The following is a 20,548-nucleotide window of genomic DNA, read 5'->3' as shown; positions in this document are numbered from 1 at the left end:
TGGGCTGCGGACGGGCGGCATCGGGCTCTGGGGGGCCGAACATCGTGGAGGACAGGGTGCGGGTGGTCATCGCCGAGGATTCGGTGCTGCTCAGAGAGGGCCTGACCCGGTTGCTGACCGACCGGGGGCACGAGGTGGTCGCCGGTGTGGGTGACGGCGAGGCTCTGATCAAGACCATCTCGGAGCTGGACGCGCAGGGCGAGCTGCCGGACGTGGTCGTGGCGGACGTACGGATGCCGCCGACTCACACGGACGAGGGAGTGCGGGCGGCGGTGCAGCTGCGCAAGGCGCACCCGGGGCTCGGGGTGCTGGTGCTGTCGCAGTACGTGGAGGAGCGCTACGCCACCGAGCTGCTCGCCGGGTCCAGCCGCGGTGTCGGCTACCTGCTGAAGGACCGGGTCGCCGAGGTGCGGGAGTTCGTGGACGCGGTGGTGCGGGTGGCCGAGGGCGGTACGGCGCTCGACCCCGAGGTCGTCGCGCAGTTGCTGGGCCGCAGCCGTAAGCAGGACGTGCTGGCCGGGCTCACGCCCAGGGAGCGTGAGGTGCTGGGGCTGATGGCCGAGGGGCGGACGAACTCGGCGGTCGCGCGGCAGCTGGTGGTCAGCGACGGGGCGGTCGAGAAGCACGTCAGCAACATCTTCCTGAAGCTGGGGCTCTCCCCCAGCGAGGGCGACCACCGCAGGGTGCTGGCCGTGCTGACCTACCTCAACTCATGACGCGCCCCGGCTCAACCCCCGACGCACCCCGACTCGACTCAACTCCCGACGCACCCCGACTCAACCCCTGACGCACCCGACTCAACCCCCGCTGCACCCCGACCTCACTCCCAACACACCCCGACCTCACTCCCGACACACCCCGACTCGACCGCCGACGCGCCCCGGCCGACGGCTCGCGGTAAATCCGGACAACTCCGGGCACGTGAACATCCCAAAGTCGTGTCCAAGATGCGAATGACCCGAAGAAGGCGACCCTCGCGGTCGTAGGGTTGATCCTGGGAGGGCCTGCGGGAAGGCCTGTCCCGGACAGCGTCCTCGAGGGAGGTCCAGTTCAGTGACCAGCCAGGTCAGTAGCCCAGCGGAGCAGGCCGACGGAGCAGTCGTAGGAGAGCAGCGCAAAGCGGCGGGCGCGAAGGACGTCCGTCGCCTCGACCGGGTGATCATCAGGTTCGCGGGGGACTCGGGTGACGGTATGCAGCTCACCGGTGACCGTTTCACCTCGGAGACCGCGTCGTTCGGCAACGACCTGTCGACCCTGCCGAACTTCCCGGCCGAGATCCGGGCGCCCGCCGGGACCCTGCCGGGTGTGTCGTCCTTCCAGTTGCACTTCGCCGACCACGACATCCTCACCCCCGGCGACGCGCCGAACGTGCTGGTGGCGATGAACCCGGCCGCGCTGAAGGCGAATATCGGCGACCTGCCGCGCGGCGCCGAGGTGATCGTCAACACGGACGAGTTCACCAAGCGGGCGATGCAGAAGGTCGGCTACGAGACGTCCCCGCTGGAGGACGGCTCGCTGGACGGCTACCACCTGCACCCCGTGCCGCTGACCACGCTCACGGTCGAGGCGCTGAAGGAGTTCGACCTCAGCCGCAAGGAGGCCGAGCGCAGCAAGAACATGTTCGCGCTGGGCCTGCTGAGCTGGATGTACCACCGGCCCACGGAGGGCACGGAGAAGTTCCTGAAGTCGAAGTTCGCGAAGAAGCCGAACATCGCGGCGGCCAACATCGCGGCGTTCCGGGCCGGCTGGAACTTCGGCGAGACGACGGAGGACTTCGCCGTCTCCTACGAGGTCGCGCCCGCGGCCACGGCGTTCCCGCCGGGTGTCTACCGCAACATCTCCGGCAACCTCGCCCTGTCGTACGGGCTGGTCGCGGCGAGCCGGCAGGCGGATCTGCCGCTGTATCTGGGGTCGTACCCGATCACTCCGGCGTCGGACATCCTGCACGAGCTGTCCAAACACAAGAACTTCGGCGTGCGGACCTTCCAGGCGGAGGACGAGATCGCAGGCATCGGGGCCGCGCTGGGCGCGGCCTTCGGTGGTTCGCTGGCCGTGACCACGACGAGCGGTCCGGGCGTGGCGCTGAAGTCGGAGACGATCGGTCTCGCGGTCTCCCTGGAGCTGCCGCTGCTGGTCGTGGACATCCAGCGCGGTGGCCCGTCGACGGGGCTGCCGACCAAGACGGAGCAGGCGGATCTGCTCCAGGCGATGTACGGGCGCAACGGCGAGGCGCCGGTGCCGGTGGTCGCGCCGCGCACCCCGGCGGACTGCTTCGACGCGGCGCTGGAGGCGGCGCGGATCGCGCTGACGTACCGCACGCCGGTGTTCCTGCTGTCCGACGGCTATCTGGCGAACGGCTCCGAGCCCTGGCGGATCCCGGACATCGAGGAGCTGCCGGACCTGCGGGTGCAGTTCGCGCAGGGGCCGAACCACACGCTCGACGACGGCAGTGAGGTGTTCTGGCCGTACAAGCGGGATCCGCATACGCTGGCCCGCCCGTGGGCGATCCCGGGCACGCCGGGTCTGGAGCACCGGATCGGCGGCATCGAGAAGCAGGACGGCACGGGCAACATCTCCTACGACCCGGCCAACCACGACTTCATGGTGCGCACCCGGCAGGCGAAGATCGACGGCATCGACGTCCCGGACATCGAGGTGGACGATCCGCACGGGGCGAAGACGCTGGTGCTGGGCTGGGGCTCGACGTACGGGCCGATCACGGCGGCGGTGCGGCGGCTGCGCAGAGCCGGGGAGTCCGTCGCGCAGGCGCATCTGCGTCATCTCAACCCCTTCCCGCGGAATCTGGGTTCCGTGCTGGAGCGTTACGACAAGGTGGTGATCCCCGAGATGAACCTCGGGCAGCTTGCCACGCTCATCCGGGCGAAGTACCTGGTCGACGCCCACTCGTACACCCAGGTCAACGGCATGCCGTTCAAGGCGGAGCAGCTCGCCGCGGCTCTGAAGGAGGCCATCGATGGCTGAGACGTCCACGCACGGCACGGGCACCGTCGAAGCGCTCTCCCTCGTCCCCAAGGCCGAGGGCAGGCAGTCGATGAAGGACTTCAAGTCCGACCAGGAAGTGCGCTGGTGCCCCGGCTGCGGCGACTACGCCATCCTGGCCGCGGTGCAGGGCTTCATGCCCGAGCTGGGGCTGGCGAAGGAGAACATCGTCTTCGTCTCGGGCATCGGCTGCTCCTCCCGCTTCCCGTACTACATGAACACGTACGGGATGCACTCCATCCACGGTCGCGCCCCCGCCATCGCCACGGGTCTCGCCAGTTCCCGCCGGGATCTGTCGGTGTGGGTCGTCACCGGTGACGGGGACGCCCTGTCCATCGGCGGCAACCACCTGATCCACGCGCTGCGTCGCAACGTCAACCTCAAGATCCTGCTGTTCAACAACCGGATCTACGGTCTGACCAAGGGCCAGTACTCGCCGACCTCCGAGGTCGGGAAGATCACCAAGTCGACGCCGATGGGATCGCTGGACGCGCCGTTCAACCCGGTGTCGCTTGCGATCGGCGCGGAGGCGTCGTTCGTGGCGCGCACGGTCGACTCCGATCGCAAGCACCTCACCGAGGTGCTGCGCCAGGCCGCCGCGCACCAGGGCACGGCGCTGATCGAGATCTACCAGAACTGCAACATCTTCAACGACGGCGCCTTCGACGCCCTGAAGGACAAGCAGCAGGCCGAGGAGGCCGTGATCCGGCTGGAGCACGGCAAGCCGATCCGGTTCGGCGCCGACCAGGCCAAGGGCGTGGTCCGGGACCCGGCGACCGGTGATCTGAGGGTGGTGGCGGTGACGCCGGACAACGAGGACCAGGTGCTCGTGCACGACGCGCACTCCGCGTCCCCGACCACGGCGTTCGCGCTGTCGCGCCTGGCCGACCCGGACACCCTGCACCACACGCCGATCGGGGTGCTGCGCTCGGTGGAGCGGCCCGTCTACGACACGCAGATGGCCGACCAGCTCGACTCGGCGATCGAGCAGCACGGCAAGGGCGACCTGGGTGCACTGCTGGCGGGCGGCGACACCTGGACGGTCGTCGGCTGACCCTGCCGGAGGAAACCCCCCGGGGCCCGGGCCGTCCGTCTGAAAGCTCTAGGACGCGGCCCGGGCCTCGTCGTATGCCCGGCGGGCCCGCTCCACGTCCTCCAGGCGCTGGTGGGTCCAGGCGGCGAGGGCCTTGACCTGCTCTGCGGCCTCGCGGCCGAGGTCGGTGAGGGAGTAGTCGACGCGGGGCGGGATGACGGGCTTGGCGTCGCGGTGGACGAGTCCGTCGCGCTCCAGGGTCTGGAGGGTCTGGGTCAGCATCTTCTCGCTGGGGCCCCGGCCCCCGGGGGTGCTGATCGCGCGGCGCAGCTCGCTGAAGCGGTGGGGGCGGTTCAGCAGCTCGATGAGGACGAGCACGCCCCAGCGGCTGGTCACGTGCTCCAGGACCAGGCGGTGGGGGCAGAAGGCTTCATGGGCACTTACGGACATGCCAGTACCTTACTTCAAAGTGGGTACTTTCGAAGAGTTAGCGCACCTCCTAGGGTTAGTGCCATCGCACCCCACAAGGAGAGTCCTCACCATGAGCATCGTCGTCACCGGAGCAACCGGACAGCTCGGCCGCCACGTCGTGGAGCAGCTGCTGGAGAAGGTCCCCGCGGAGCAGATCACCGCGGTCGTCCGCAACGCCGGGAAGGCCGCGGACTTCGCGGACCGCGGGGTGAGGATCGCGCTCGCCGACTACAACACCCCGGCGTCCTTCGACGGCCTCTTCTCCGCGGGCGACAAGGTGCTGCTGGTCTCCGGCAACGAGTTCGACAAGGGCCGGGTGCGGCAGCACAAGGTCGTCATCGACGCCGCCAAGGCCGCCGGTGTCGCCCTGCTCGCCTACACCAGCGCCCCCGGCACCCTGACCGCCGCGCTCGCCGACGACCACCGCGGCACCGAGGAGATCCTGCTGGACTCCGGTGTGCCCTACGCGCTGCTGCGCAACGGCTGGTACCACGAGAACTACACCGAGAGCCTCGCCCCGGTGCTGGAGCACAACGCGGTCGTCGCCGCCGCCGGTGAGGGCAGGGTCTCCTCCGCCGCGCGCGCCGACTACGCCGCGGCCGCCGTCGCCGTGCTGACCGGCGAGGGCCACGAGAACAAGACGTACGAGCTGGGCGGCGACACCCCCTGGAGCTTCGCCGAGTACGCGGCCGAGCTGAGCCGGCAGACCGGCAAGGAGATCGCCTACAACGCCGTCTCCCCCGAGGCCCTGGCGGGCATCCTGACCGGCGCCGGCCTGCCGGAGCCGTTGGCCCGGATCCTCGCGGGCGTGGACGCCTCCATCGAGAAGGGCGAGCTGGTCGTCTCCAGCGGCGACCTGTCCCGCCTGACCGGCCGCCCGACCACGCCGTTCGCCGAGGCCATCGCCGCCGCGCTCAAGGGCTGACCCTCCCCCCGCCTCCGCACCACCCCCGGCTGTCATGACCGTATTGCGATACGGACATGACAGCCGGGGGTGCCCGGCGTTACCGTCGTGCACGCGGACACACGCCAGGCGCGAAGGAGGGGCCCGTGACCGGCAAGCCGAGGGGTGAGCGGCACATAGGACTGCTGAACGGCTTCGCGGCCTACGGGATGTGGGGGCTGGTCCCCCTGTTCTGGCCCCTGCTGAAGCCGGCCGGCGCCGTGGAGATCCTGGCCCACCGGATGGTGTGGTCGCTGGTCTTCGTGGGCGCCGCCCTGCTGGTGATGCGCCGCTGGGCGTGGGCCGGTGAGCTGCTGCGCCAGCCCCGCAAGCTGGCGCTGATCACGGTCGCCGCGGCCGTCATCACCATCAACTGGGGCCTGTACATCTGGTCGGTGAACTCCGGCCACGTGGTCGAGGCCTCGCTCGGGTACTTCATCAACCCGCTGGTCACCATCGCGATCGGGGTGCTGCTGCTGAAGGAGCGGCTGCGGCCGGTGCAGTGGGCGGCGGTCGGGACCGGCGTCGTCGCGGTCGTCGTACTGACCATCGGCTACGGTCGGCCCCCGTGGATCTCGCTCTGCCTGGCGTTCTCCTTCGCCACCTACGGGCTGGTGAAGAAGAAGGTGGGCCTCGGCGGCATCGAGTCGCTGGCCGCCGAGACCGCGATCCAGTTCCTGCCCGCCCTCGGCTTCCTGGTGTGGCTCTCCGCGCGGGGCGACTCCACCTTCACGACCGAGGGTGCGGGCCACGCGGCGCTGCTCGCCTCGGCCGGCATCGTCACCGCGCTCCCTCTGGTCTGCTTCGGCGCGGCCGCCATCCGCATCCCCCTGTCCACCATCGGCCTGCTCCAGTACTCGACGCCGGTCCTGCAGTTCCTGCTCGGCATCCTCTACTTCCACGAGGAGATGCCGCCGGAGCGGTGGGCCGGGTTCGCGCTGGTCTGGCTGGCGTTGACGCTGCTCACCTGGGACGCGTTGCGCGCCGCCCGCCGGGCCTCCCGGACGCTGACCAGCGAGATCAGCGTGCCCAGCACCACCAGGGCGACCGGCACGACCAGTGCCGCGCGAAACGCCGAGAGCGTGGCCTCAGGGCCGGACCCGGTGGACGCCAGGCCGTAGACGGCGGTCACCGCCGAGATGCCGATCGCGGAGCCGAACTGGGTGGCGGTGGTCAGCAGCCCTCCGGCCAGGCCCTGCTCCGACTCGGCCACACCGTCGGTCGCCGCGATCGTCAGCGGCCCGTAGGCCAGGGCGAAGGCGAGGCCGGAGAGCAGCAGGGTCGGGAACATCATGGCGTAGGACCAGTCCATGCCGACCGGCAGGAACAGCGCGTACGACGCCACGGCCAGGAGGAAGCCTCCGGTGATCACCCGGGCGTTGCCGAAACGGGCGACCAGCCGGGGCGTGAGCGTCGGCGCCAGGACGGCGTCGACGCCCATGACGATCAGGGCCACCGCCGTCTGCAGGGACGACCAGCCGCGCAGTTCCTGCAAGTAGAGCGTGACGACGAACTGGAAGCCGAAGAAGGCGCCGAGGAAGAGCAGCGCCCCGAGGTCGGCGCGCACGGCCGGGCTCCAGCGCAACATGCCGAGCCGCACGAGCGGGTCGGGGCAGCGGCGCTCGACCGCGACGAAGACGCCGGCCATGATCACGGCCGCGAGGGCCGAGGCCAGGGTGAGCGGCCAGTGGTGCAGGCCGTGCTCCAGGCGTACGACGGTGTAGGCGGCCAGCAGCATGGCGCCTGCGGCGGTGATCGCGCCGGGCAGGTCGAAGGTGCGCCCGCGCTTGGGCGGGGCGTCGCGCCGCGGGATCAGACGTACGGCCGCCAAGAGCAGGGCGGCGGCCAGCAGCACGGGGGCGAAGAACACCCAGCGCCAGCCGATCTCGGTGAGCAGGCCGCCGATCACCAGGCCGAGGGAGAAGCCGGCCGCGCCCGTTCCGGCGAAGACCAGCAGGGCCTTGTTGCGCTGCGGGCCCTCCTCGTACGACGTGGTGATCAGGGACAGCGCGGCCGGGGTCATGAACGCGGCGGCGACGCCCGTGACGAACCGGGCGACGATCAGCATCCAGCCGCCGGTCGCGAAGCCGCCGAGCCCCGAGAAGGCGAGGAAGACGATCAGCCAGAGCAGGAACATCCGCCGCCGTCCGAGCAGGTCGGCGGCCCGCCCGCCCAGCAGCGTGAAACCGGCGTAGCCGAGCACATAGGCGCTCATCACCCAGGCCGCGGTGCCGGTGGCCAGTCCGAGATCGGCACGGACGGCCGGGATCGCCACCGCCATCATCGCGACGTCGATGCCTTCGAGGAAGATCGTTCCGCACAGAACGAGCAGCAGCGCCCAGGCACGGGTGCCCATGAGTCAACACTCCTCCGGTGCGGGACGGTTGCGCAAGTGAGGGACTGCGCGAGCACCGTGGAGTACGGCGACGCCGATCCCCACCGCGTACGACACCCGTGCGGCCGAGGCCGCGGAGGCTACGACTCCGTGGCGGTGTGGCGGGCGCGGTGCGCCCGGACCTTCTCGCGGTTCCCGCAGTGCTCCATCGCGCACCAGCGGCGGCGGCCCGGGCGGGAGGTGTCGACGAAGAGCAGGTGGCAGTTGTGGGCGCCGCACTCGCGGACGCGCTCGGCGTGCGGCCCGGTGAACAGGTCGATCGCGTCGCGGGCGACGGTCGCGAGCAGGTGGGTGCCGGTGGCGCCGGGGGCCCAGGCGCGGGTGCCGTCGGGCTCGACGCGGGCGACGAGCGGGGGCGCCGCCGCGGCGGCGTTGACGACGTCCAGCTGAGCGGCTCGCAGGGGGCGGCCGTGGGCGCGGTCGGCCGCGAGCAGGAAGACCGCGTCGCGCAGGGCGCGGGCCTGTTCCAGTTCGGCCGCTGAGACGGTGAGGTCGAGGCCGTCCGGCAGCCGGCTGCGTCCGGCCCAGGTGACCAGGTCAGCGGGTTCGTGCAGCACCTCCCAGCGGGCGAACTCCCCCGGGCCGCCCGTCACCGTCAGCTCCAGACACAGGGTGCCGGGGTCGAAGCGGTAGGTCTTGCCCTGGCCCGAGACCAGCGTCAGGCCGGGCGTTCGATCCGGCGTTTCCCCTGCGCGTCCACTCACCTAACCAGTATAAGTGGTTACATGACGCAGACACCCGCATCACCGGCTCCCGTGCACTGGAAACTCGTCATCGACGCGAACGACCCGCACGCGCAGGCCGACTTCTGGGCCGCCGCCCTGCACTACGAGGTCGAGGACAACAGCGCCCTGATCTCGAAGCTGCTCGGCTTCGGCGCCCTGCCCGAGGAGGCCACGGTCGAGTTCCACGGCCGCCGCGCCTTCCGGGACCTGGTCGCCGTCCGGCACCCCGGGGATCCGCTCGACGAGGAGAGCGGGACCGGGCTGGGGCGGAGGCTGCTGTTCCAGCGGGTTCCGGAGACGAAATCGGGCAAGAACCGGCTGCATCTCGATCTGCACCCGGGCGAGGGACGCCGCGACGAGGAGGTCGCACGTCTGGAGGGGCTCGGGGCCGGTGCCCTGCGGCGGGTGAAGGAGCGGGGCGGCGAGTGGGTACTGATGGCCGACCCGGAGGGGAACGAGTTCTGCGTGCACTGACGGGGGCGCCGATGGGCACGGCGCCCCGGACGCCCGGCGTTCCGCGCCCGCGCCCGCACCCGCACCCGCACCCGCACCCGCACCCCGTGACGCGGGCTCCGGAGGCTACGGATCCGTAACTCCGTGGCCGAATAGGTACCTTGACGGAGAGTCAGTACCAGCTTCACCATCCAGGCACCCCATTCACTGTGGGTGGCCCGTGGACACCCCACGGGCCGCCCGACGGAATCCGGAGCCCCCACATGAAGCTCTCCGTTTCCGCGCGCGCCGTCGCCGCAGGCGGCATGGCAACAGCCATGCTCCTGACCGGCGGTGCCGTGGCCGACGCCGCGTCGTCCGCCCCTCCCAGAGCGGCCGCCGCGCCGGACATACCCGTGGCGAACGTCAAGGCCCACCTCTCCCAGCTGCAGTCCATAGCCACCGCCAACGGCGGCAACCGGGCGCACGGCAGGGCCGGCTACAAGGCCTCCCTCGACTACGTGAAGGCCAAGCTGGACGCCGCCGGATACACCACCTCGATCCAGCAGTTCACCGCGTCCGGCCGCACCGGCTACAACCTGATCGCCGACTGGCCGGGCGGTGATCCGAACCAGGTCCTGATGGCCGGCTCGCACCTCGACAGCGTCTCCTCGGGGGCCGGCATCAACGACAACGGCAGCGGCTCGTCCGCCGTCCTGGAGACCGCCCTGGCCGTCTCCCGGGCGCAGTACAAGCCCACCAAGCACCTGCGGTTCGCCTGGTGGGGCGCGGAGGAGCTCGGCCTGGTCGGCTCCCGCTACTACGTCAACCGGCTGGCCACCGGCGACCGTTCCAGGATCAGCGCCTACCTGAACTTCGACATGATCGGCTCCCCGAACCCCGGCTACTTCGTCTATGACGACGACCCGGCGATCGAGAAGACCTTCAAGGACTACTTCGGCGGCATCGGCGTCCCCACCGAGATCGAGACCGAGGGCGACGGCCGCTCCGACCACGCGCCCTTCAAGAGCGCGGGCGTGCGGGTGGGCGGTCTGTTCACGGGGGCGAGCCGGACGATGACGGCGGCGCAGGCGGCCAAGTGGGGCGGTACGGCGGGGCGGTCCTTCGACCGCTGCTACCACTCCTCCTGCGACACCACCGCCAACATCAACGACACCGCCCTGAACCGCAACAGCGACGCCCTCGCGCACGCGGTCTGGGAGCTGTCGGAGTAACCCCGGGGCGCCGCCTACTGATTGCGGGCGGCGCGTTCGGTGAGGCGGCCCATGCGGGCACGGGCCGACTCCAGTTGCTCGACCTCCTCGGCGGCCGGGCCGTCCTCGGCGGCGAGTTCCGTCCACAGGCCGATCAGGTCGCGGCCCAGCTCAAGACCCAGTGCCGGGTCGCGCACCGCCCGCCAGGCGGTGGCCGCGCTCTCCACGTTGCCGAAGGCGGCCTCCGCGTCGCCGGTCCGGCGGCGGGCACCGGCCAGGTCGAGCGACAGCCGGCAGGCACGGAGCGGGTCACCGGCCAAGTAGGCGATGTACGCGGTGAGTTCACGCAGCCGGAGCACCTCGGGGTGCTCCGGCCCGAGCGTCCCCGACGCCTGCGCGACGGTCTGCTCGGCCAGGACGCCGGCGGTCTCGATCCGGCCCTCCTTCACCGCCTCGTTGATCCGCGCGACCGGCTCCGCGAGGAGCGCGGGCGCTCCCGGGTCGCCCGGGGCGGTGAGGGGCTCTTCCCCGAGCACGGCCTCCGCGACGGCGTCGAAACCGCGGGGAGGGGTGGGCTTGGGGTCGGGGTCCAGGTCGGCGTGGATCTGGGCGGGCTCGGGGACCGGCCCGGGTCGCCGGGCCGGGGGCGCGTCCGGAACGGGGAGCGGCCTCGCGTCCATGGGCGGGGGCGGGCCGAAGGCACCGGTGGGCGGCGCGACGGTGCCGGGCGGCACGGGCTGCACGGCAGGGCCGGGTGGCACGGGCGGCATGGCAGGACCGGGCCGGACGGCAGGTCCCGAGGCCGGTGGTGCGTCTTCCGGGGCCGGTGGTGCGTCTTCCGGGGTGGGTTCCGTCGGCTTCGCTACGGATCGCGGCTCGAACGTCGGCACGGGTTCGTCGGCGGGCTGCGGCTCGGGCACGGCCCGCGGCGGAAACGCCGGGGCCGGGCCGGTCTTCCGCATCGGGCGCAGCACGTGCGTGGCGTTGTCCTCGTACGGCTCCCGGGACCCGGGCGCCGGGGCGCCGCCGCTCGGGGTGGGCTCCGGCTCGGGCGGCGTCAGGTCACCGCGGACGGGCTGCCGCTGCTCGGCCGGGGTCGTCGCGACCGGCTCCGCCGTGAAGTGGCTGGAGCCGTCCGGGTCGACCTGGAGCGGGACGACGTAGCCGATGCGCTCGTCACGGATCGTGGCGAGGACGGGGTGGCCGGTGGCGAGTGCGATGTGGTGGAGGCGGTTCAGGACGGCCCGCTGGATCTCCTCGCCGGGGGCCGCGAAGACCGGGACGCCGCCGACGGAGGCACCGTCGGACACCCCGCCGAGTCCCCCTCCCACGTCCGTTCCGGCCCCTGGGACGTGGACGTCGATCGGCGCCGCCGGGGTCGCCGCGTGCGCGGCCTGCTTCTGTTCCCGCTTCTTCTCGCGGCTGAGTCGCGACATCGTCCCCTCACTCGGCGTCGTACACCTACTGTCGAGTGTGTCCGCTCGCCCCCGTTTCTCACGTCACCACGGTGTCACAGGCTCGTCCCAAGGGCCGTCGGCCCCGGTCGGAGCGGTGTGACGGGCATGACGGCCGGGCGTTCGAGGGAGGAGAGGGGCATGCACACAGGCATGCGACAGGGACCGGAGATCTGGCTGCGCGGCCCGGTGACACCCCCGGAGCCGGTGCCGCCGGAGCCCCCGCACACCCATGCCGCGGCACGGCGCTTCTCCTGGATCGGCACGCACGGCGGCGCGGGCGTCTCCACGCTCGCCCAGGTCTACGGCGGCCAGGACTGCGGCCGGTCCTGGCCCGGGCCCGGCGATCCCCCGTCGGTGCTGCTGGTCGCGCGGACACACGCGGCCGGGCTGGACACGGTCGCCGGGGCGGTGGAGATCTTCCGGCGCGGCGGGGCACCGCGGGGGCTCGACCTGGACGCGGTCGTCCTCGTGGCGGACGCCCCGGGCCGGCTGCCGCGCCCGCTCGCCCAGCGGGTCAGGGCCCTGGAGTCGGTCATCGACGTGTACCGCGTGCCGTGGGTGCCGTCCTGGCGACTCGGCGAGCTCGGACACCCACCGCGCGAGACACGGGCCCTGGCCCGGCTGACGGGGGCGTCACACTGACAGCCGTCCCGGGGCCGGCCACACCCTTGTGCGTACCGCTGTCGGCCGTGGAGATCGCGGCGGGTGTACGGGCCCGGGAGTCGCGGGCGGTGGATGTGGTCGCGCAGGCCCTGGAGCGGATCGAGCGGGCCGACCCATGGCTGTGTGCGTTCGTCGAGGTGTGGGGCGAGGAGGCGCTGCGGCGGGCGCGTGAGGTGGACGGGCGGCTCGACCGGCACGGTGCGGATCCCGCACTGCCGCTGGCCGGTGTGCCGATCGCCGTGAAGGGGCGGCACGGGCTGCGCGCGGCGGGTCCGCTGCTCGCGGCCGGGGCCGTGGCCGTGGGGGCGACGTCCGTGCCCGGGCCGGGTACGCCCTGGCAGACCTGGGGGCTCGGGGCGCGGGGCCGTACCGTCAATCCGTGGCGGGCCGACCGTACGCCGGGCGGTTCGTCGGCCGGGGCGGCGGCGGCCGTGGCGGCCGGGCTGGTACCGCTGGCGACGGGTGGCGACGGTGCCGGGTCGGTGCGGATCCCGGCGGCGTGGTGCGGGGTGGTGGGGCTGAAGACCACGGCCGGACGACTGCCCTCCGCCGACCGTACGGGGCTCGCGGTCCCCGGTGTGCTCGCCCGTTCCGCCGCGGACGCGGCGTGCTGGTGGCAGGTGGTGGCCGGTGAGCCGGAGCCCGCCCGCCCCTCCCTGCCCGTCACCGCCGTCTGGTCCCCCGACCTCGGTTTCGCGGAACCCGACCAGGAGCCCGTCGCGCTCGCCCGGGCCGCGGTGGGTGCGCTCGTGGCCGCGGGTGTCGTACGGCTCGTACGGCCGCGGGTGCCGGTACGGCTGGTGGACCCCGGGCCCGCGTGGCTGGCGCTGCGCACGCCCGGCGCCGACCCGGCCAGGGCTGATACGCGCCGTGCTGACCCGGCCGAGGCTGATACGCCCGGTGCCGACCCGGCGGAGGCTGATATGCCCGGTGCCAACCTGGCCGAGGCTGATGCTGATACGCCCCCTGCCGACCCGGCGGAGCCCGTACCGGCCGGGCTCGACCTGGTCCGGCCCGGCCTGGCCCTGGCCCACCGCGTCAGGGCGGAGAACGACCGGCGCCTCGCCGCGCTGTTCGCCGACGCCGAGCTGCTGCTGACCCCTACGGCCCCCACCGCCCCGCATGGTCACGAGGGGCCGGGGGACCGCTACTCCACCTCGCTCACCTGGGCGTTCAACCTCAGCGGGCACCCGGCGCTGAGCCTTCCGGCCGGCTTCGGCGGGGACGGCTGCCCGGCCGGGCTGCATCTGGTCGCGCCGCACGGGCGGGAGGCGCTGCTGCTGGCCGTGGCACGTGAGGCGCAGGCGCGTTCCGGAGGCTGACGGACACCCCTGGCAGATTTGAATGCGCGCGCATATGATGCATGCGCATCCAGTCGTCGTACGCCACTCTTCTGGGGGACACCATGACCCGCCGCTTCCTCTTCGTCCTGGGCAGTGCTCGCGCCGAGGGCAACTCCGAGCTGCTGGCCCGCCGGGCCGCCGAGCAACTGCCCTCGGACGTCGAGCAGGAGTGGATCGACCTCACCGAGCTCACCGTGCCGGACTTCGAGGACCTGCGGCACGACAGCGACCACGTCCGCCCGACCGAGGGCGACGTGGCCCGGCTGCTGGACGCCACGCTCGCGGCGACGGACATCGTGATCGTCTCGCCCCTGTACTGGTACTCGGTCTCCGCGCAGACCAAGCGCTACCTCGACTACTGGTCGGGCTGGCTGCGCACGCCCGGCCTGGACTTCAAGGCGACCCTGGCCGGCCGCACCCTGTGGGGCGTCACCGCCCTCGCGCACACCCAGGAGGTGGTCGCCGACCCGCTGGTCGGGACGCTGCACAACTCGGCGGCGTACATGGGGATGCGCTTCGGCGGAGTGCTGCTCGGCAACGGCAGCAAGCCCGGTGACGTACTGACCGACGACGCGGCGCTGACCCGCGCCAAGACCTTCTTCGCGCAGGAGGCACCCCCGGCCAGGTTCCTGTACGAGGACTGAGCGTCAGGCGGTGATGTCCTTCGCCGTGAAGCGCGCATGAGGGTCCCGACGTGCGGCAGCACGGCGCGGGTGGCCCGGGGCATGGGCTGCCCCAGCACCCGGGCCGTGCCGGAGGTGGGCTCGATGAGGCCCATCAGCATGCGGATGGTGGTGGTCTTGCCGTAGCCGTTGGGGCTACTGGGCGGCGTCGGCCGCCTTCACGAGCGCGTCCTTGGTGACCAGGCCGGCGTAGACCTTGCCGTCGTCGGTGACGAGGGCGTTGACCAGGCGGGTCGAGAAGACCGTGCCGGAGCCGAACTTGCCGTGGACCTTGTCGCCGAGCGAGTCGATGAAGCCGCCGAAGTCGCCGCCGGCCTTCCCCGAGGGCACGCCCTCGCCGCCGGTGTCGAAGGTGGCGATGGCGTTCCAGCCCTCGCCGATGGTCTTCATGCCGTCGAGGCCCTTGCCGAAGTCCTCGCCGTCCTCGGGGGTGTGTTCGCGCGCCCCGCCCTTGCCGAAGGTCTTGCCGGGAGCCTTGCCCGGGGCGCCCTTCGCGTCCTTGTCGAGGTCCTTCTCCTCCGTCACCTTCGCGCCCTTGGGCGGAGTGAAGTCGAACGTGGAGGCCGCCGGCTTGGCGAAGTCGACCTTCGTGAAGCCGACGTCGACCACGGCCGCGCCACCGCTCGCCGGGGTCAGGGTGAACTTCAGCGGCATGCCGGTCTTCGCGTCCACGGCGACGCTGATCGCGCCGACCGTCGAGCCGGACTGCTTCGGCTTCACGACGAGCTTGTAGGCGTCCCGGCCGGCGACCTGGGCGGTGCCGTCGACGGTCACGGAGGTCGTGTCGTCGACCGCCTTCAGTGCCTCCTCGGCGAAGTCCTTCGGCGTGGCGGGCGGCTGCTGGTCCCTGCCGTCCTTGCCGTCCTTGCCGTCCTCGCCGCGCTCCGGGCTCTGCGAAGAGGTGCCGTGGTAGACCTCGTTGGACTTGCTGTCGTAGCCCCAGACGTCCTTGCCGTTGTGGATGACGCTGTACTCCGCGGCGTTCTCCAGCAGCGACAGCTTCTGCCGGTCGGGGCCGTCGGCGGCGACGCGCAGGGTGTGCGTGCCGGAGGCGAGTTCGGTGAGCTTGGCCGTCGGGTCGGCGGAGGAGCCGCCCTCGCCCTGGCTCGCCGCGCCGGACAGCAGACCGGACTCCAGGCCACCGAGGTCGGGCAGGCCCAGGTCGGTGCTGATCTTCACCGTGCCGGACAGCTGCTGGACGTCCGACTTCGCGATCTTCTCGATGAGCTGCTGTGCGGTGATCTTCGGGAGGTCCGGGTCACCGGAGTCGGCGAGCGCGGGGACCAGCCCGATCGTCGCGGCCGCCACCCCTATCACCGTGACCGGGACGACGTACCGCGCGGCTTTGTGCCGCCCGGAGCGCTGCTCGTCGACCTCCCCGGCGGTCGTGCTGTCGTCGGATGCGTACGGTGCCATGTGTGCCCTACCTCCGTGGTCGGCGGCGGCTGTCCGTGTCGTCCACGCACTCGTCCCTGAGCCGCCATTCTCACCCGAACAGGTGAGGAGTGGTGTTTTCCGTGGTCACCATCTGACCAAATCGGCCGGGGAGATACGTCAGACCCGGGGCTCAACTCCGCGTACTGCTGGGGTATGACACGCGGGGGCGACTTCTCCCCCGACCCGTAGGGGTCGTACGGGGAGACGGGCTAGCCGGCCCGGTGCACCACCGCGTCGCACAGCTCCAGCAGCGCCGCCTTCGCGGTGCACTCCGGCAGCGGGGCCAGCGCCGCACGGGCGTCCTGGGTGTAGCGGACGGTGTCCTGCCGGGCCTGCTCCAGCGCCGGGTGGGCCCGCAGCAGGCGCAGGGCCTCGGCGTGCCGCGCGTCGTCGGTGAGGTCGGAGTCGAGCAGCTCGCACAGGGCGGTGTCCTCGGCGAGTCCGAGCCGGGCCGCCCGCTCGCGCAGCCGGAGCACCGGCAGCGTGGGGATGCCCTCGCGCAGGTCGGTGCCGGGGGTCTTGCCGGACTCGTGGGAGTCGGAGGCGATGTCCAGGACGTCGTCCGCGAGCTGGAAGGCGACGCCGAGCCGCTCGCCGTACTGGGTCAGGACGTCCACGACCGTCTCGTCGGCGCCGGACATCATCGCGCCGAACCGGCACGACACGGCGACCAGCGAGCCGGTCTTGCCGCCCAGCACGTCCAGGTAGTGCTCGACGGGGTCGCGGCCGTCCTGCGGTCCGGCCGTCTCCAGGATCTGGCCGGTCACCAGCCGCTCGAACGCCTCGGCCTGCACCCGCACGGCCTCCGGGCCGAGGTCGGCCAGGATGTGCGAGGCCCGGGCGAAGAGGAAGTCGCCGGTGAGGACCGCGACGGAGTTGCCCCAGCGGGTGTTCGCGCTCGCGACGCCGCGGCGCACGGCGGCCTCGTCCATGACGTCGTCGTGGTAGAGCGTGGCGAGGTGGGTGAGCTCCACGACGACGGCCGACGGCACGATGCCGGGCGCGTAGCGGTCACCGAACTGGGCGGAGAGCATCACGAGCAGCGGGCGGAACCGCTTGCCGCCGGCCCGGACCAGATGCTGGGCGGCCTCCGTGATGAAGGGCACCTCACTCTTGGTGGCTTCGAGCAAGCCTTCCTCGACAGCCGCCAATCCGGCCTGGACATCGGCCTCCAGAGCCTGGTCCCGCACGCTCAGCCCGAACGGCCCGACGTCGGTCACGAGGGGTCTCCTGTCTGCTGTGTCTGCCGGTGACTACGCGGTTTGTCGATAGGTCGCTGTCCTCACTCGAGTCAGCGTATCCGGTCACGTTTCGATCACCGCCAGCGCCCATGGTTACAGGCCGGGCGGTATGCGATCACGACCCTTATGTTTTCGATCAACCTATAAGAACAGATATTTATCGACTTACCCTCGGGTAGCGAGTTATGCACGATTTGCCGTGATGAGCCGATGAATTCCCCTTGGCGGAAATTGCCCCATCGACTCGTGATCAGTGAGTTGAATCACTGCTTCCCCTTTTCCCCCTCCTGACCACATCGGCCTCTAACGCCGTTCCCCGGAAGCCAGTTGAGCCTTGACTCCAGCAAAGGATCAAGCGGCCCAAACGCCCCCGACCAAGGTCAACCACGCGATATGTGACTGAGGTGCTTGTTCCCGACATGTGCTCTCGCATACGTTCCGGCCCTGTCCGGCGGACGCCCAATCCTGCCGCCGCCCGGACTCCCCACAGAACCGACTCACTCACGCAGGGCAGGAGCGGGGGACCCAGGTAAGTCGCCGGTCCGCACAGCGGCACGGCTCGGGGTGAAGCCGCGCACGGCACAGCGCCGTACGCGGCCGGGCACCTCCCGGCCCGAACCCGACAGCTCACCTCGCAGGCGCCGGAGAGGAACATCACCATGGCCGGACGAGGCAAGCACCGTCGCACCAGAACCAACCCGCTGACCCGGGGCATCATCGCCGCCGGTACCGGTGGAGCGGCACTCACCCTTCCGCTGATCGGCGCCACCCACGCGAGCGCCGCCGAACCCCAGAGCGTCCCCGCCGCCGCACAGTCCGTGCCGCGCGCGGCCCAGCCCGCCAAGTCTCTCGCGTACACCGTGGTCAAGGGCGACTCGCTCGCCCGCATCGCGGACAAGTACGACGTCTCGGGCGGCTGGAAGCAGCTCTACAAGGACAACCGCGCCGCCGTCGGCGACAACCCGAAGCTGATCCACCCGGGTCTGAAGCTGACGGTGAAGACCGCCAAGGCGGACGCGAAGAAGACGGCGACCAAGTCGTCCGCCCCCGCCAAGCCGGCCGCCAAGCCCGCCGGCGGGGTCGCCCAGGCCACCCAGGCGTCCGCGAAGACCTACGCGAACAACCTCGACGGGTGGATCCGCGAGGCGCTGGACATCATGGCGCAGAAGGGGATCCCCGGGTCGTACGACGGCATCTACCGCAATGTCATGCGCGAGTCGTCCGGCAACCCCCAGGCCATCAACAACTGGGACTCCAACGCCGTCGCGGGCACCCCGTCCAAGGGCCTGCTCCAGACCATCGACCCCACCTTCCAGGCCTACCACGTGGACGGCACCTCGTGGGATCCGTACGACCCGGTCGCCAACATCACCGCGGCCTGCAACTACGCGGCCGACCGCTACGGCTCGATCGACAACGTCAACGGCCCGTACTGAGCCGTCCCGCCCAGCAGTCGCTCGAGGACGACGGCGATGCCGTCGTCCTCGTTCGACAGGGTGACCTCGTCGGCCACGGCCTTGAGCTCGGGATGGGCATTGGCCATCGCGACGCCGTGGCCGGCCCAGTCGAACATCGGGATGTCGTTGGGCATGTCGCCGAAGGCGATGGTGTCCGCCGGCCGCAGCCCCAGGTGCTCGGCGGCCAGCGCGAGACCCGTGGCCTTGGTGATCCCGCACGGCTGGAGCTCGACCGTGCCGGGCCCGGACATCGTCACCGTGGCCAGCGAGCCGACCACCGAGCGGGCCGTCGCCGCCAACTCGTCGTCCGACAGATGAGGGTGGCGCAGCAGCACCTTGCTGATCGGCTCGCCCCACAGCTCGTCGCGCCGCTCGACCCGCACGGCGGGCAGGGTCGGGTGCGGCATCAGATACCCCGGCTCGATCAGCGTGAGCCCCTCGACCCCGTCCTGGTCGACCGCCGCGTACACCTGCCCCACCTCGGCCTCGATCTTGCCCAGGGCGGTCTCGGCCAGCTCCCGGTCCAGGGTGATGGACCACAGCAGCCGGTCCGCGCCGGCGTCGTACACCTGCGCGCCCTGTCCGCACACCGCGAGCCCCGTGCACCCGAGGTCGTCCAGGAGCGGCCGCACTCTCGGCGCCGGCCGGCCCGTCACCACGAGATGCTGGGCACCGGCGTCCGCCACCCGCGCGAGCGCGGCGAGGGACCGGTCGGAGAGGGTGTCGTCGCCGCGCAGCAGCGTCCCGTCCAGGTCGGTGGCGATGAGTGAATATGCGATGGGTGCGGCCATGATCAGAGAATACGGACAGTGCGGCCCTTCGTTTCATCGCACGGTGAAGGCCGATTGCCCGGTTGAAGGCCTCTGCACCGGTTGGCAACAACATGCTCCGCTACCTACCCGAGAGGCCGCATAGAGCGGTACCTTCCAAGTGTCCAGGGGGGACTTGATCGGGGGGTCAGGTTGAGCAGTGGGCGCATTCGCGTGGCCGTGCCCGGGGAGCTCGGCGAAGGGGAGAGGGAGCGCTGGCGTGCGCTGCGCGCCGCATCCGAGGCACCGCGCAACCCTTTCATGGAGCCGGAGTTCACCGAAGCCGTCGGCCGGGTCAGGCCCGGGGCCAGGGTGGCCGTGGTGTACGAGGGGCTGGAGCCGGCCGGGTTCCTGCCGTACGAGCGGGGCCCGTTGGGCCAGGGCCGGGCGATCGGGCTCGGCGTCTCCGACGCGCAGGGCGCGATCCTGCGTCCCGGCCTCGATGTGGAGACGGGCGAACTGCTGGGGGCCTGCTCGCTGTCGAGTTTCGCCTTCGACAATCTGGAGGCCGAGCAGCGGCTGTTCGTCCGGTACACGGCCGAGGAGCACGCCACCTACGTCATCGAGGTGGAGAAGGGTTACGAGACCTACGAGTCGGTGCTGCGCGCGCAGTCGCCGAAGTTCCTGAAGACCACACTGGCCAAGGAGCGCAGGCTGGGCCGGCAGGCCGGTGAGCTGCGCTTCGTCTTCGACGAACGCGATCCGGCCGCGCTGCGCACGCTCATGGAGTGGAAGTCCGCGCAGTACCGCAGGACCGGCCGCCGGGACCGGTTCGCCCAGGAGTGGATCACCCGGCTCGTCGGGCAGCTGGCCCGGACCCGGGCACCGGAGTGCGGCGGCACGCTGTCCGTGCTGTACGCCGGTGAGCGGCCCGTCGCGGCGCACTTCGGGCTGCGTTCGGCCTCGGTGCTGGCCTGCTGGTTCCCGGCCTACGACCCGGAGTTCGCGAAGTTCTCGCCGGGTCTGGTGCTGCACCTGCGGATGGCGGAGGCGGCGGCCGCCGAGGGCATCGGCACGCTCGACCTGGGCCGGGGCGCGGCCGAGTACAAGGACGCGCTGAAGACGGGCGAACTGCCCGTGTACGAGGGCGCGGTGACCCGCCCGGGGGTGGGCGCCGCGCTGCACTGGCTGAGCCGCGAACCGGCACGCCGCGCGCACAGCTTCGTCCGCGGCAGGCCCCGGCTCGCGTCGCTGGCCGCGCGGACGCTGAAGGGCGCGGCCCGGCTGCGCCGTGGCTGACTCGCC

Annotated in this window: 18 protein-coding genes, 2 pseudogenes and 1 riboswitch; of the genes and pseudogenes, 12 read left to right on the top strand and 8 right to left on the bottom strand. The window is 71.6% G+C overall.

The window, feature by feature from the left end; translation table 11 throughout:
• Nucleotides 1-56 precede the first annotated feature (56 nt).
• From ACFZDE_RS10700 to ACFZDE_RS10690, 3 genes are all read left to right on the top strand, one after another.
• Entirely contained in the window at nucleotides 57-716 is a 660-nt protein-coding gene (locus ACFZDE_RS10700) for a response regulator (protein ID WP_391199896.1), read from the top strand.
• Nucleotides 717-1,053: 337 nt separating this feature from the next.
• The gene (locus tag ACFZDE_RS10695; protein ID WP_391199346.1) at nucleotides 1,054-2,982 is read left to right on the top strand and encodes a 2-oxoacid:acceptor oxidoreductase subunit alpha; all 1,929 of its coding nucleotides are present in this window, start codon (nucleotides 1,054-1,056) and stop codon (nucleotides 2,980-2,982) included.
• Nucleotides 2,975-4,054 carry a thiamine pyrophosphate-dependent enzyme gene (locus tag ACFZDE_RS10690; RefSeq protein WP_390992966.1) on the top strand — a complete coding sequence of 360 codons (1,080 nt, stop codon included), beginning with the start codon at nucleotides 2,975-2,977 and terminating at the stop codon, nucleotides 4,052-4,054. The genes ACFZDE_RS10695 and ACFZDE_RS10690 overlap by 8 nt, the downstream gene beginning before the upstream one ends.
• 48 nt (nucleotides 4,055-4,102) lie before the next feature.
• On the opposite strand, the gene ACFZDE_RS10685 is transcribed toward ACFZDE_RS10690, so the two are convergent.
• The gene (locus tag ACFZDE_RS10685; RefSeq protein ID WP_391199344.1) at nucleotides 4,103-4,483 is read right to left on the bottom strand and encodes a winged helix-turn-helix transcriptional regulator; all 381 of its coding nucleotides are present in this window, start codon (nucleotides 4,481-4,483) and stop codon (nucleotides 4,103-4,105) included.
• A gap of 91 nt (nucleotides 4,484-4,574) precedes the next feature.
• On the opposite strand from ACFZDE_RS10685, the gene ACFZDE_RS10680 reads away from it, so the two are divergent.
• Together ACFZDE_RS10680 and rarD are read left to right on the top strand one after the other, a co-directional pair.
• Nucleotides 4,575-5,429, top strand: coding sequence for an NAD(P)H-binding protein (locus ACFZDE_RS10680; RefSeq protein ID WP_391199341.1), 855 nt, complete (start codon nucleotides 4,575-4,577; stop codon nucleotides 5,427-5,429).
• Between the two features lie 188 nt (nucleotides 5,430-5,617).
• Nucleotides 5,618-6,568, top strand: coding sequence for an EamA family transporter RarD (gene rarD / locus ACFZDE_RS10675; RefSeq protein WP_390993930.1), 951 nt, complete (start codon nucleotides 5,618-5,620; stop codon nucleotides 6,566-6,568).
• 80 nt (nucleotides 6,569-6,648) lie between these two features.
• Here rarD and ACFZDE_RS10670 read toward each other — a convergent pair.
• Both ACFZDE_RS10670 and ACFZDE_RS10665 read right to left on the bottom strand, forming a co-directional pair.
• Nucleotides 6,649-7,728 (bottom strand): annotated as a pseudogene (locus ACFZDE_RS10670) (MFS transporter); the annotation flags it as partial.
• A 194-nt stretch (nucleotides 7,729-7,922) separates the two neighbouring features.
• Nucleotides 7,923-8,498, bottom strand: coding sequence for an ABATE domain-containing protein (locus ACFZDE_RS10665; RefSeq protein ID WP_391199894.1), 576 nt, complete (start codon nucleotides 8,496-8,498; stop codon nucleotides 7,923-7,925).
• Between the two features lie 69 nt (nucleotides 8,499-8,567).
• Between ACFZDE_RS10665 and ACFZDE_RS10660 the strand changes: the two genes are divergently transcribed.
• Nucleotides 8,568-9,041, top strand: a complete 474-nt coding sequence (locus ACFZDE_RS10660; protein ID WP_390992957.1) for a VOC family protein — start codon at nucleotides 8,568-8,570, stop codon at nucleotides 9,039-9,041.
• A gap of 242 nt (nucleotides 9,042-9,283) precedes the next feature.
• On the top strand, nucleotides 9,284-10,234 hold the full coding sequence (locus tag ACFZDE_RS10655) for a M28 family peptidase (RefSeq protein WP_391199338.1): 951 nt from the start codon (nucleotides 9,284-9,286) through the stop codon (nucleotides 10,232-10,234).
• A gap of 14 nt (nucleotides 10,235-10,248) precedes the next feature.
• On the opposite strand, the gene ACFZDE_RS10650 is transcribed toward ACFZDE_RS10655, so the two are convergent.
• A complete protein-coding gene (locus ACFZDE_RS10650) occupies nucleotides 10,249-11,649 on the bottom strand; it encodes a tetratricopeptide repeat protein (protein ID WP_391199336.1) in 1,401 nt (466 codons plus the stop codon).
• A 159-nt stretch (nucleotides 11,650-11,808) separates the two neighbouring features.
• Between ACFZDE_RS10650 and ACFZDE_RS10645 the strand changes: the two genes are divergently transcribed.
• From ACFZDE_RS10645 to ACFZDE_RS10635, 3 genes are all read left to right on the top strand, one after another.
• Nucleotides 11,809-12,312 carry a DUF6668 family protein gene (locus tag ACFZDE_RS10645; protein ID WP_391199332.1) on the top strand — a complete coding sequence of 168 codons (504 nt, stop codon included), beginning with the start codon at nucleotides 11,809-11,811 and terminating at the stop codon, nucleotides 12,310-12,312.
• Nucleotides 12,313-12,359: 47 nt separating this feature from the next.
• Nucleotides 12,360-13,655, top strand: coding sequence for an amidase family protein (locus ACFZDE_RS10640; protein WP_391199329.1), 1,296 nt, complete (start codon nucleotides 12,360-12,362; stop codon nucleotides 13,653-13,655).
• Nucleotides 13,656-13,738: 83 nt separating this feature from the next.
• Nucleotides 13,739-14,320, top strand: coding sequence for an NAD(P)H-dependent oxidoreductase (locus ACFZDE_RS10635; RefSeq protein ID WP_391199892.1), 582 nt, complete (start codon nucleotides 13,739-13,741; stop codon nucleotides 14,318-14,320).
• 35 nt (nucleotides 14,321-14,355) lie between these two features.
• Here ACFZDE_RS10635 and ACFZDE_RS10630 read toward each other — a convergent pair.
• The 3 genes and pseudogenes from ACFZDE_RS10630 to ACFZDE_RS10620 form a co-directional block, all read right to left on the bottom strand.
• Nucleotides 14,356-14,493: pseudogene (locus ACFZDE_RS10630) on the bottom strand (ATP-binding cassette domain-containing protein); the annotation flags it as partial.
• Nucleotide 14,494: 1 nt separating this feature from the next.
• Nucleotides 14,495-15,775, bottom strand: coding sequence for an outer membrane lipoprotein carrier protein LolA (locus tag ACFZDE_RS10625; RefSeq protein WP_391199326.1), 1,281 nt, complete (start codon nucleotides 15,773-15,775; stop codon nucleotides 14,495-14,497).
• 230 nt (nucleotides 15,776-16,005) lie between these two features.
• Nucleotides 16,006-17,016: a polyprenyl synthetase family protein gene (locus ACFZDE_RS10620; protein ID WP_390992940.1), complete on the bottom strand. Its 1,011-nt coding sequence runs from the start codon at nucleotides 17,014-17,016 to the stop codon at nucleotides 16,006-16,008.
• Between the two features lie 501 nt (nucleotides 17,017-17,517).
• A riboswitch (cyclic di-AMP (ydaO/yuaA leader) is annotated at nucleotides 17,518-17,691 on the top strand.
• A 5-nt stretch (nucleotides 17,692-17,696) separates the two neighbouring features.
• On the opposite strand from ACFZDE_RS10620, the gene ACFZDE_RS10615 reads away from it, so the two are divergent.
• On the top strand, nucleotides 17,697-18,473 hold the full coding sequence (locus tag ACFZDE_RS10615; RefSeq protein WP_390992937.1) for a transglycosylase SLT domain-containing protein: 777 nt from the start codon (nucleotides 17,697-17,699) through the stop codon (nucleotides 18,471-18,473).
• On the opposite strand, the gene ACFZDE_RS10610 is transcribed toward ACFZDE_RS10615, so the two are convergent.
• The gene (locus tag ACFZDE_RS10610) at nucleotides 18,437-19,285 is read right to left on the bottom strand and encodes a Cof-type HAD-IIB family hydrolase (protein WP_390992934.1); all 849 of its coding nucleotides are present in this window, start codon (nucleotides 19,283-19,285) and stop codon (nucleotides 18,437-18,439) included. The genes ACFZDE_RS10615 and ACFZDE_RS10610 overlap by 37 nt on opposite strands.
• A 171-nt stretch (nucleotides 19,286-19,456) precedes the next feature.
• Here ACFZDE_RS10610 and ACFZDE_RS10605 point away from each other — a divergent pair, with 171 nt between their 5' ends.
• The gene (locus ACFZDE_RS10605) at nucleotides 19,457-20,542 is read left to right on the top strand and encodes a GNAT family N-acetyltransferase (RefSeq protein ID WP_391199323.1); all 1,086 of its coding nucleotides are present in this window, start codon (nucleotides 19,457-19,459) and stop codon (nucleotides 20,540-20,542) included.
• Nucleotides 20,543-20,548 lie beyond the last annotated feature (6 nt).

This window comes from Streptomyces sp. NPDC007929, from assembly GCF_042959065.1.
GTDB lineage: Bacteria > Actinomycetota > Actinomycetes > Streptomycetales > Streptomycetaceae > Streptomyces.
This window is presented reverse-complemented; position numbering and strand designations above follow the sequence as displayed.

Coding starts and splice junctions, on each gene's coding strand:
- ACFZDE_RS10645 (WP_391199332.1), top strand. CDS start 11,809: ATGCACACAGGCATGCGACAGGGACCGGAGATCTGGCTGCGCGGCCCG.
- ACFZDE_RS10635 (WP_391199892.1), top strand. CDS start 13,739: ATGACCCGCCGCTTCCTCTTCGTCCTGGGCAGTGCTCGCGCCGAGGGC.
- ACFZDE_RS10650 (WP_391199336.1), bottom strand. CDS start 11,649: ATGTCGCGACTCAGCCGCGAGAAGAAGCGGGAACAGAAGCAGGCCGCG.
- ACFZDE_RS10655 (WP_391199338.1), top strand. CDS start 9,284: ATGAAGCTCTCCGTTTCCGCGCGCGCCGTCGCCGCAGGCGGCATGGCA.
- ACFZDE_RS10680 (WP_391199341.1), top strand. CDS start 4,575: ATGAGCATCGTCGTCACCGGAGCAACCGGACAGCTCGGCCGCCACGTC.
- rarD (WP_390993930.1), top strand. CDS start 5,618: ATGTGGGGGCTGGTCCCCCTGTTCTGGCCCCTGCTGAAGCCGGCCGGC.
- ACFZDE_RS10685 (WP_391199344.1), bottom strand. CDS start 4,483: ATGTCCGTAAGTGCCCATGAAGCCTTCTGCCCCCACCGCCTGGTCCTG.
- ACFZDE_RS10690 (WP_390992966.1), top strand. CDS start 2,975: ATGGCTGAGACGTCCACGCACGGCACGGGCACCGTCGAAGCGCTCTCC.
- ACFZDE_RS10625 (WP_391199326.1), bottom strand. CDS start 15,775: ATGGCACCGTACGCATCCGACGACAGCACGACCGCCGGGGAGGTCGAC.
- ACFZDE_RS10615 (WP_390992937.1), top strand. CDS start 17,697: ATGGCCGGACGAGGCAAGCACCGTCGCACCAGAACCAACCCGCTGACC.
- ACFZDE_RS10660 (WP_390992957.1), top strand. CDS start 8,568: ATGACGCAGACACCCGCATCACCGGCTCCCGTGCACTGGAAACTCGTC.
- ACFZDE_RS10610 (WP_390992934.1), bottom strand. CDS start 19,285: ATGGCCGCACCCATCGCATATTCACTCATCGCCACCGACCTGGACGGG.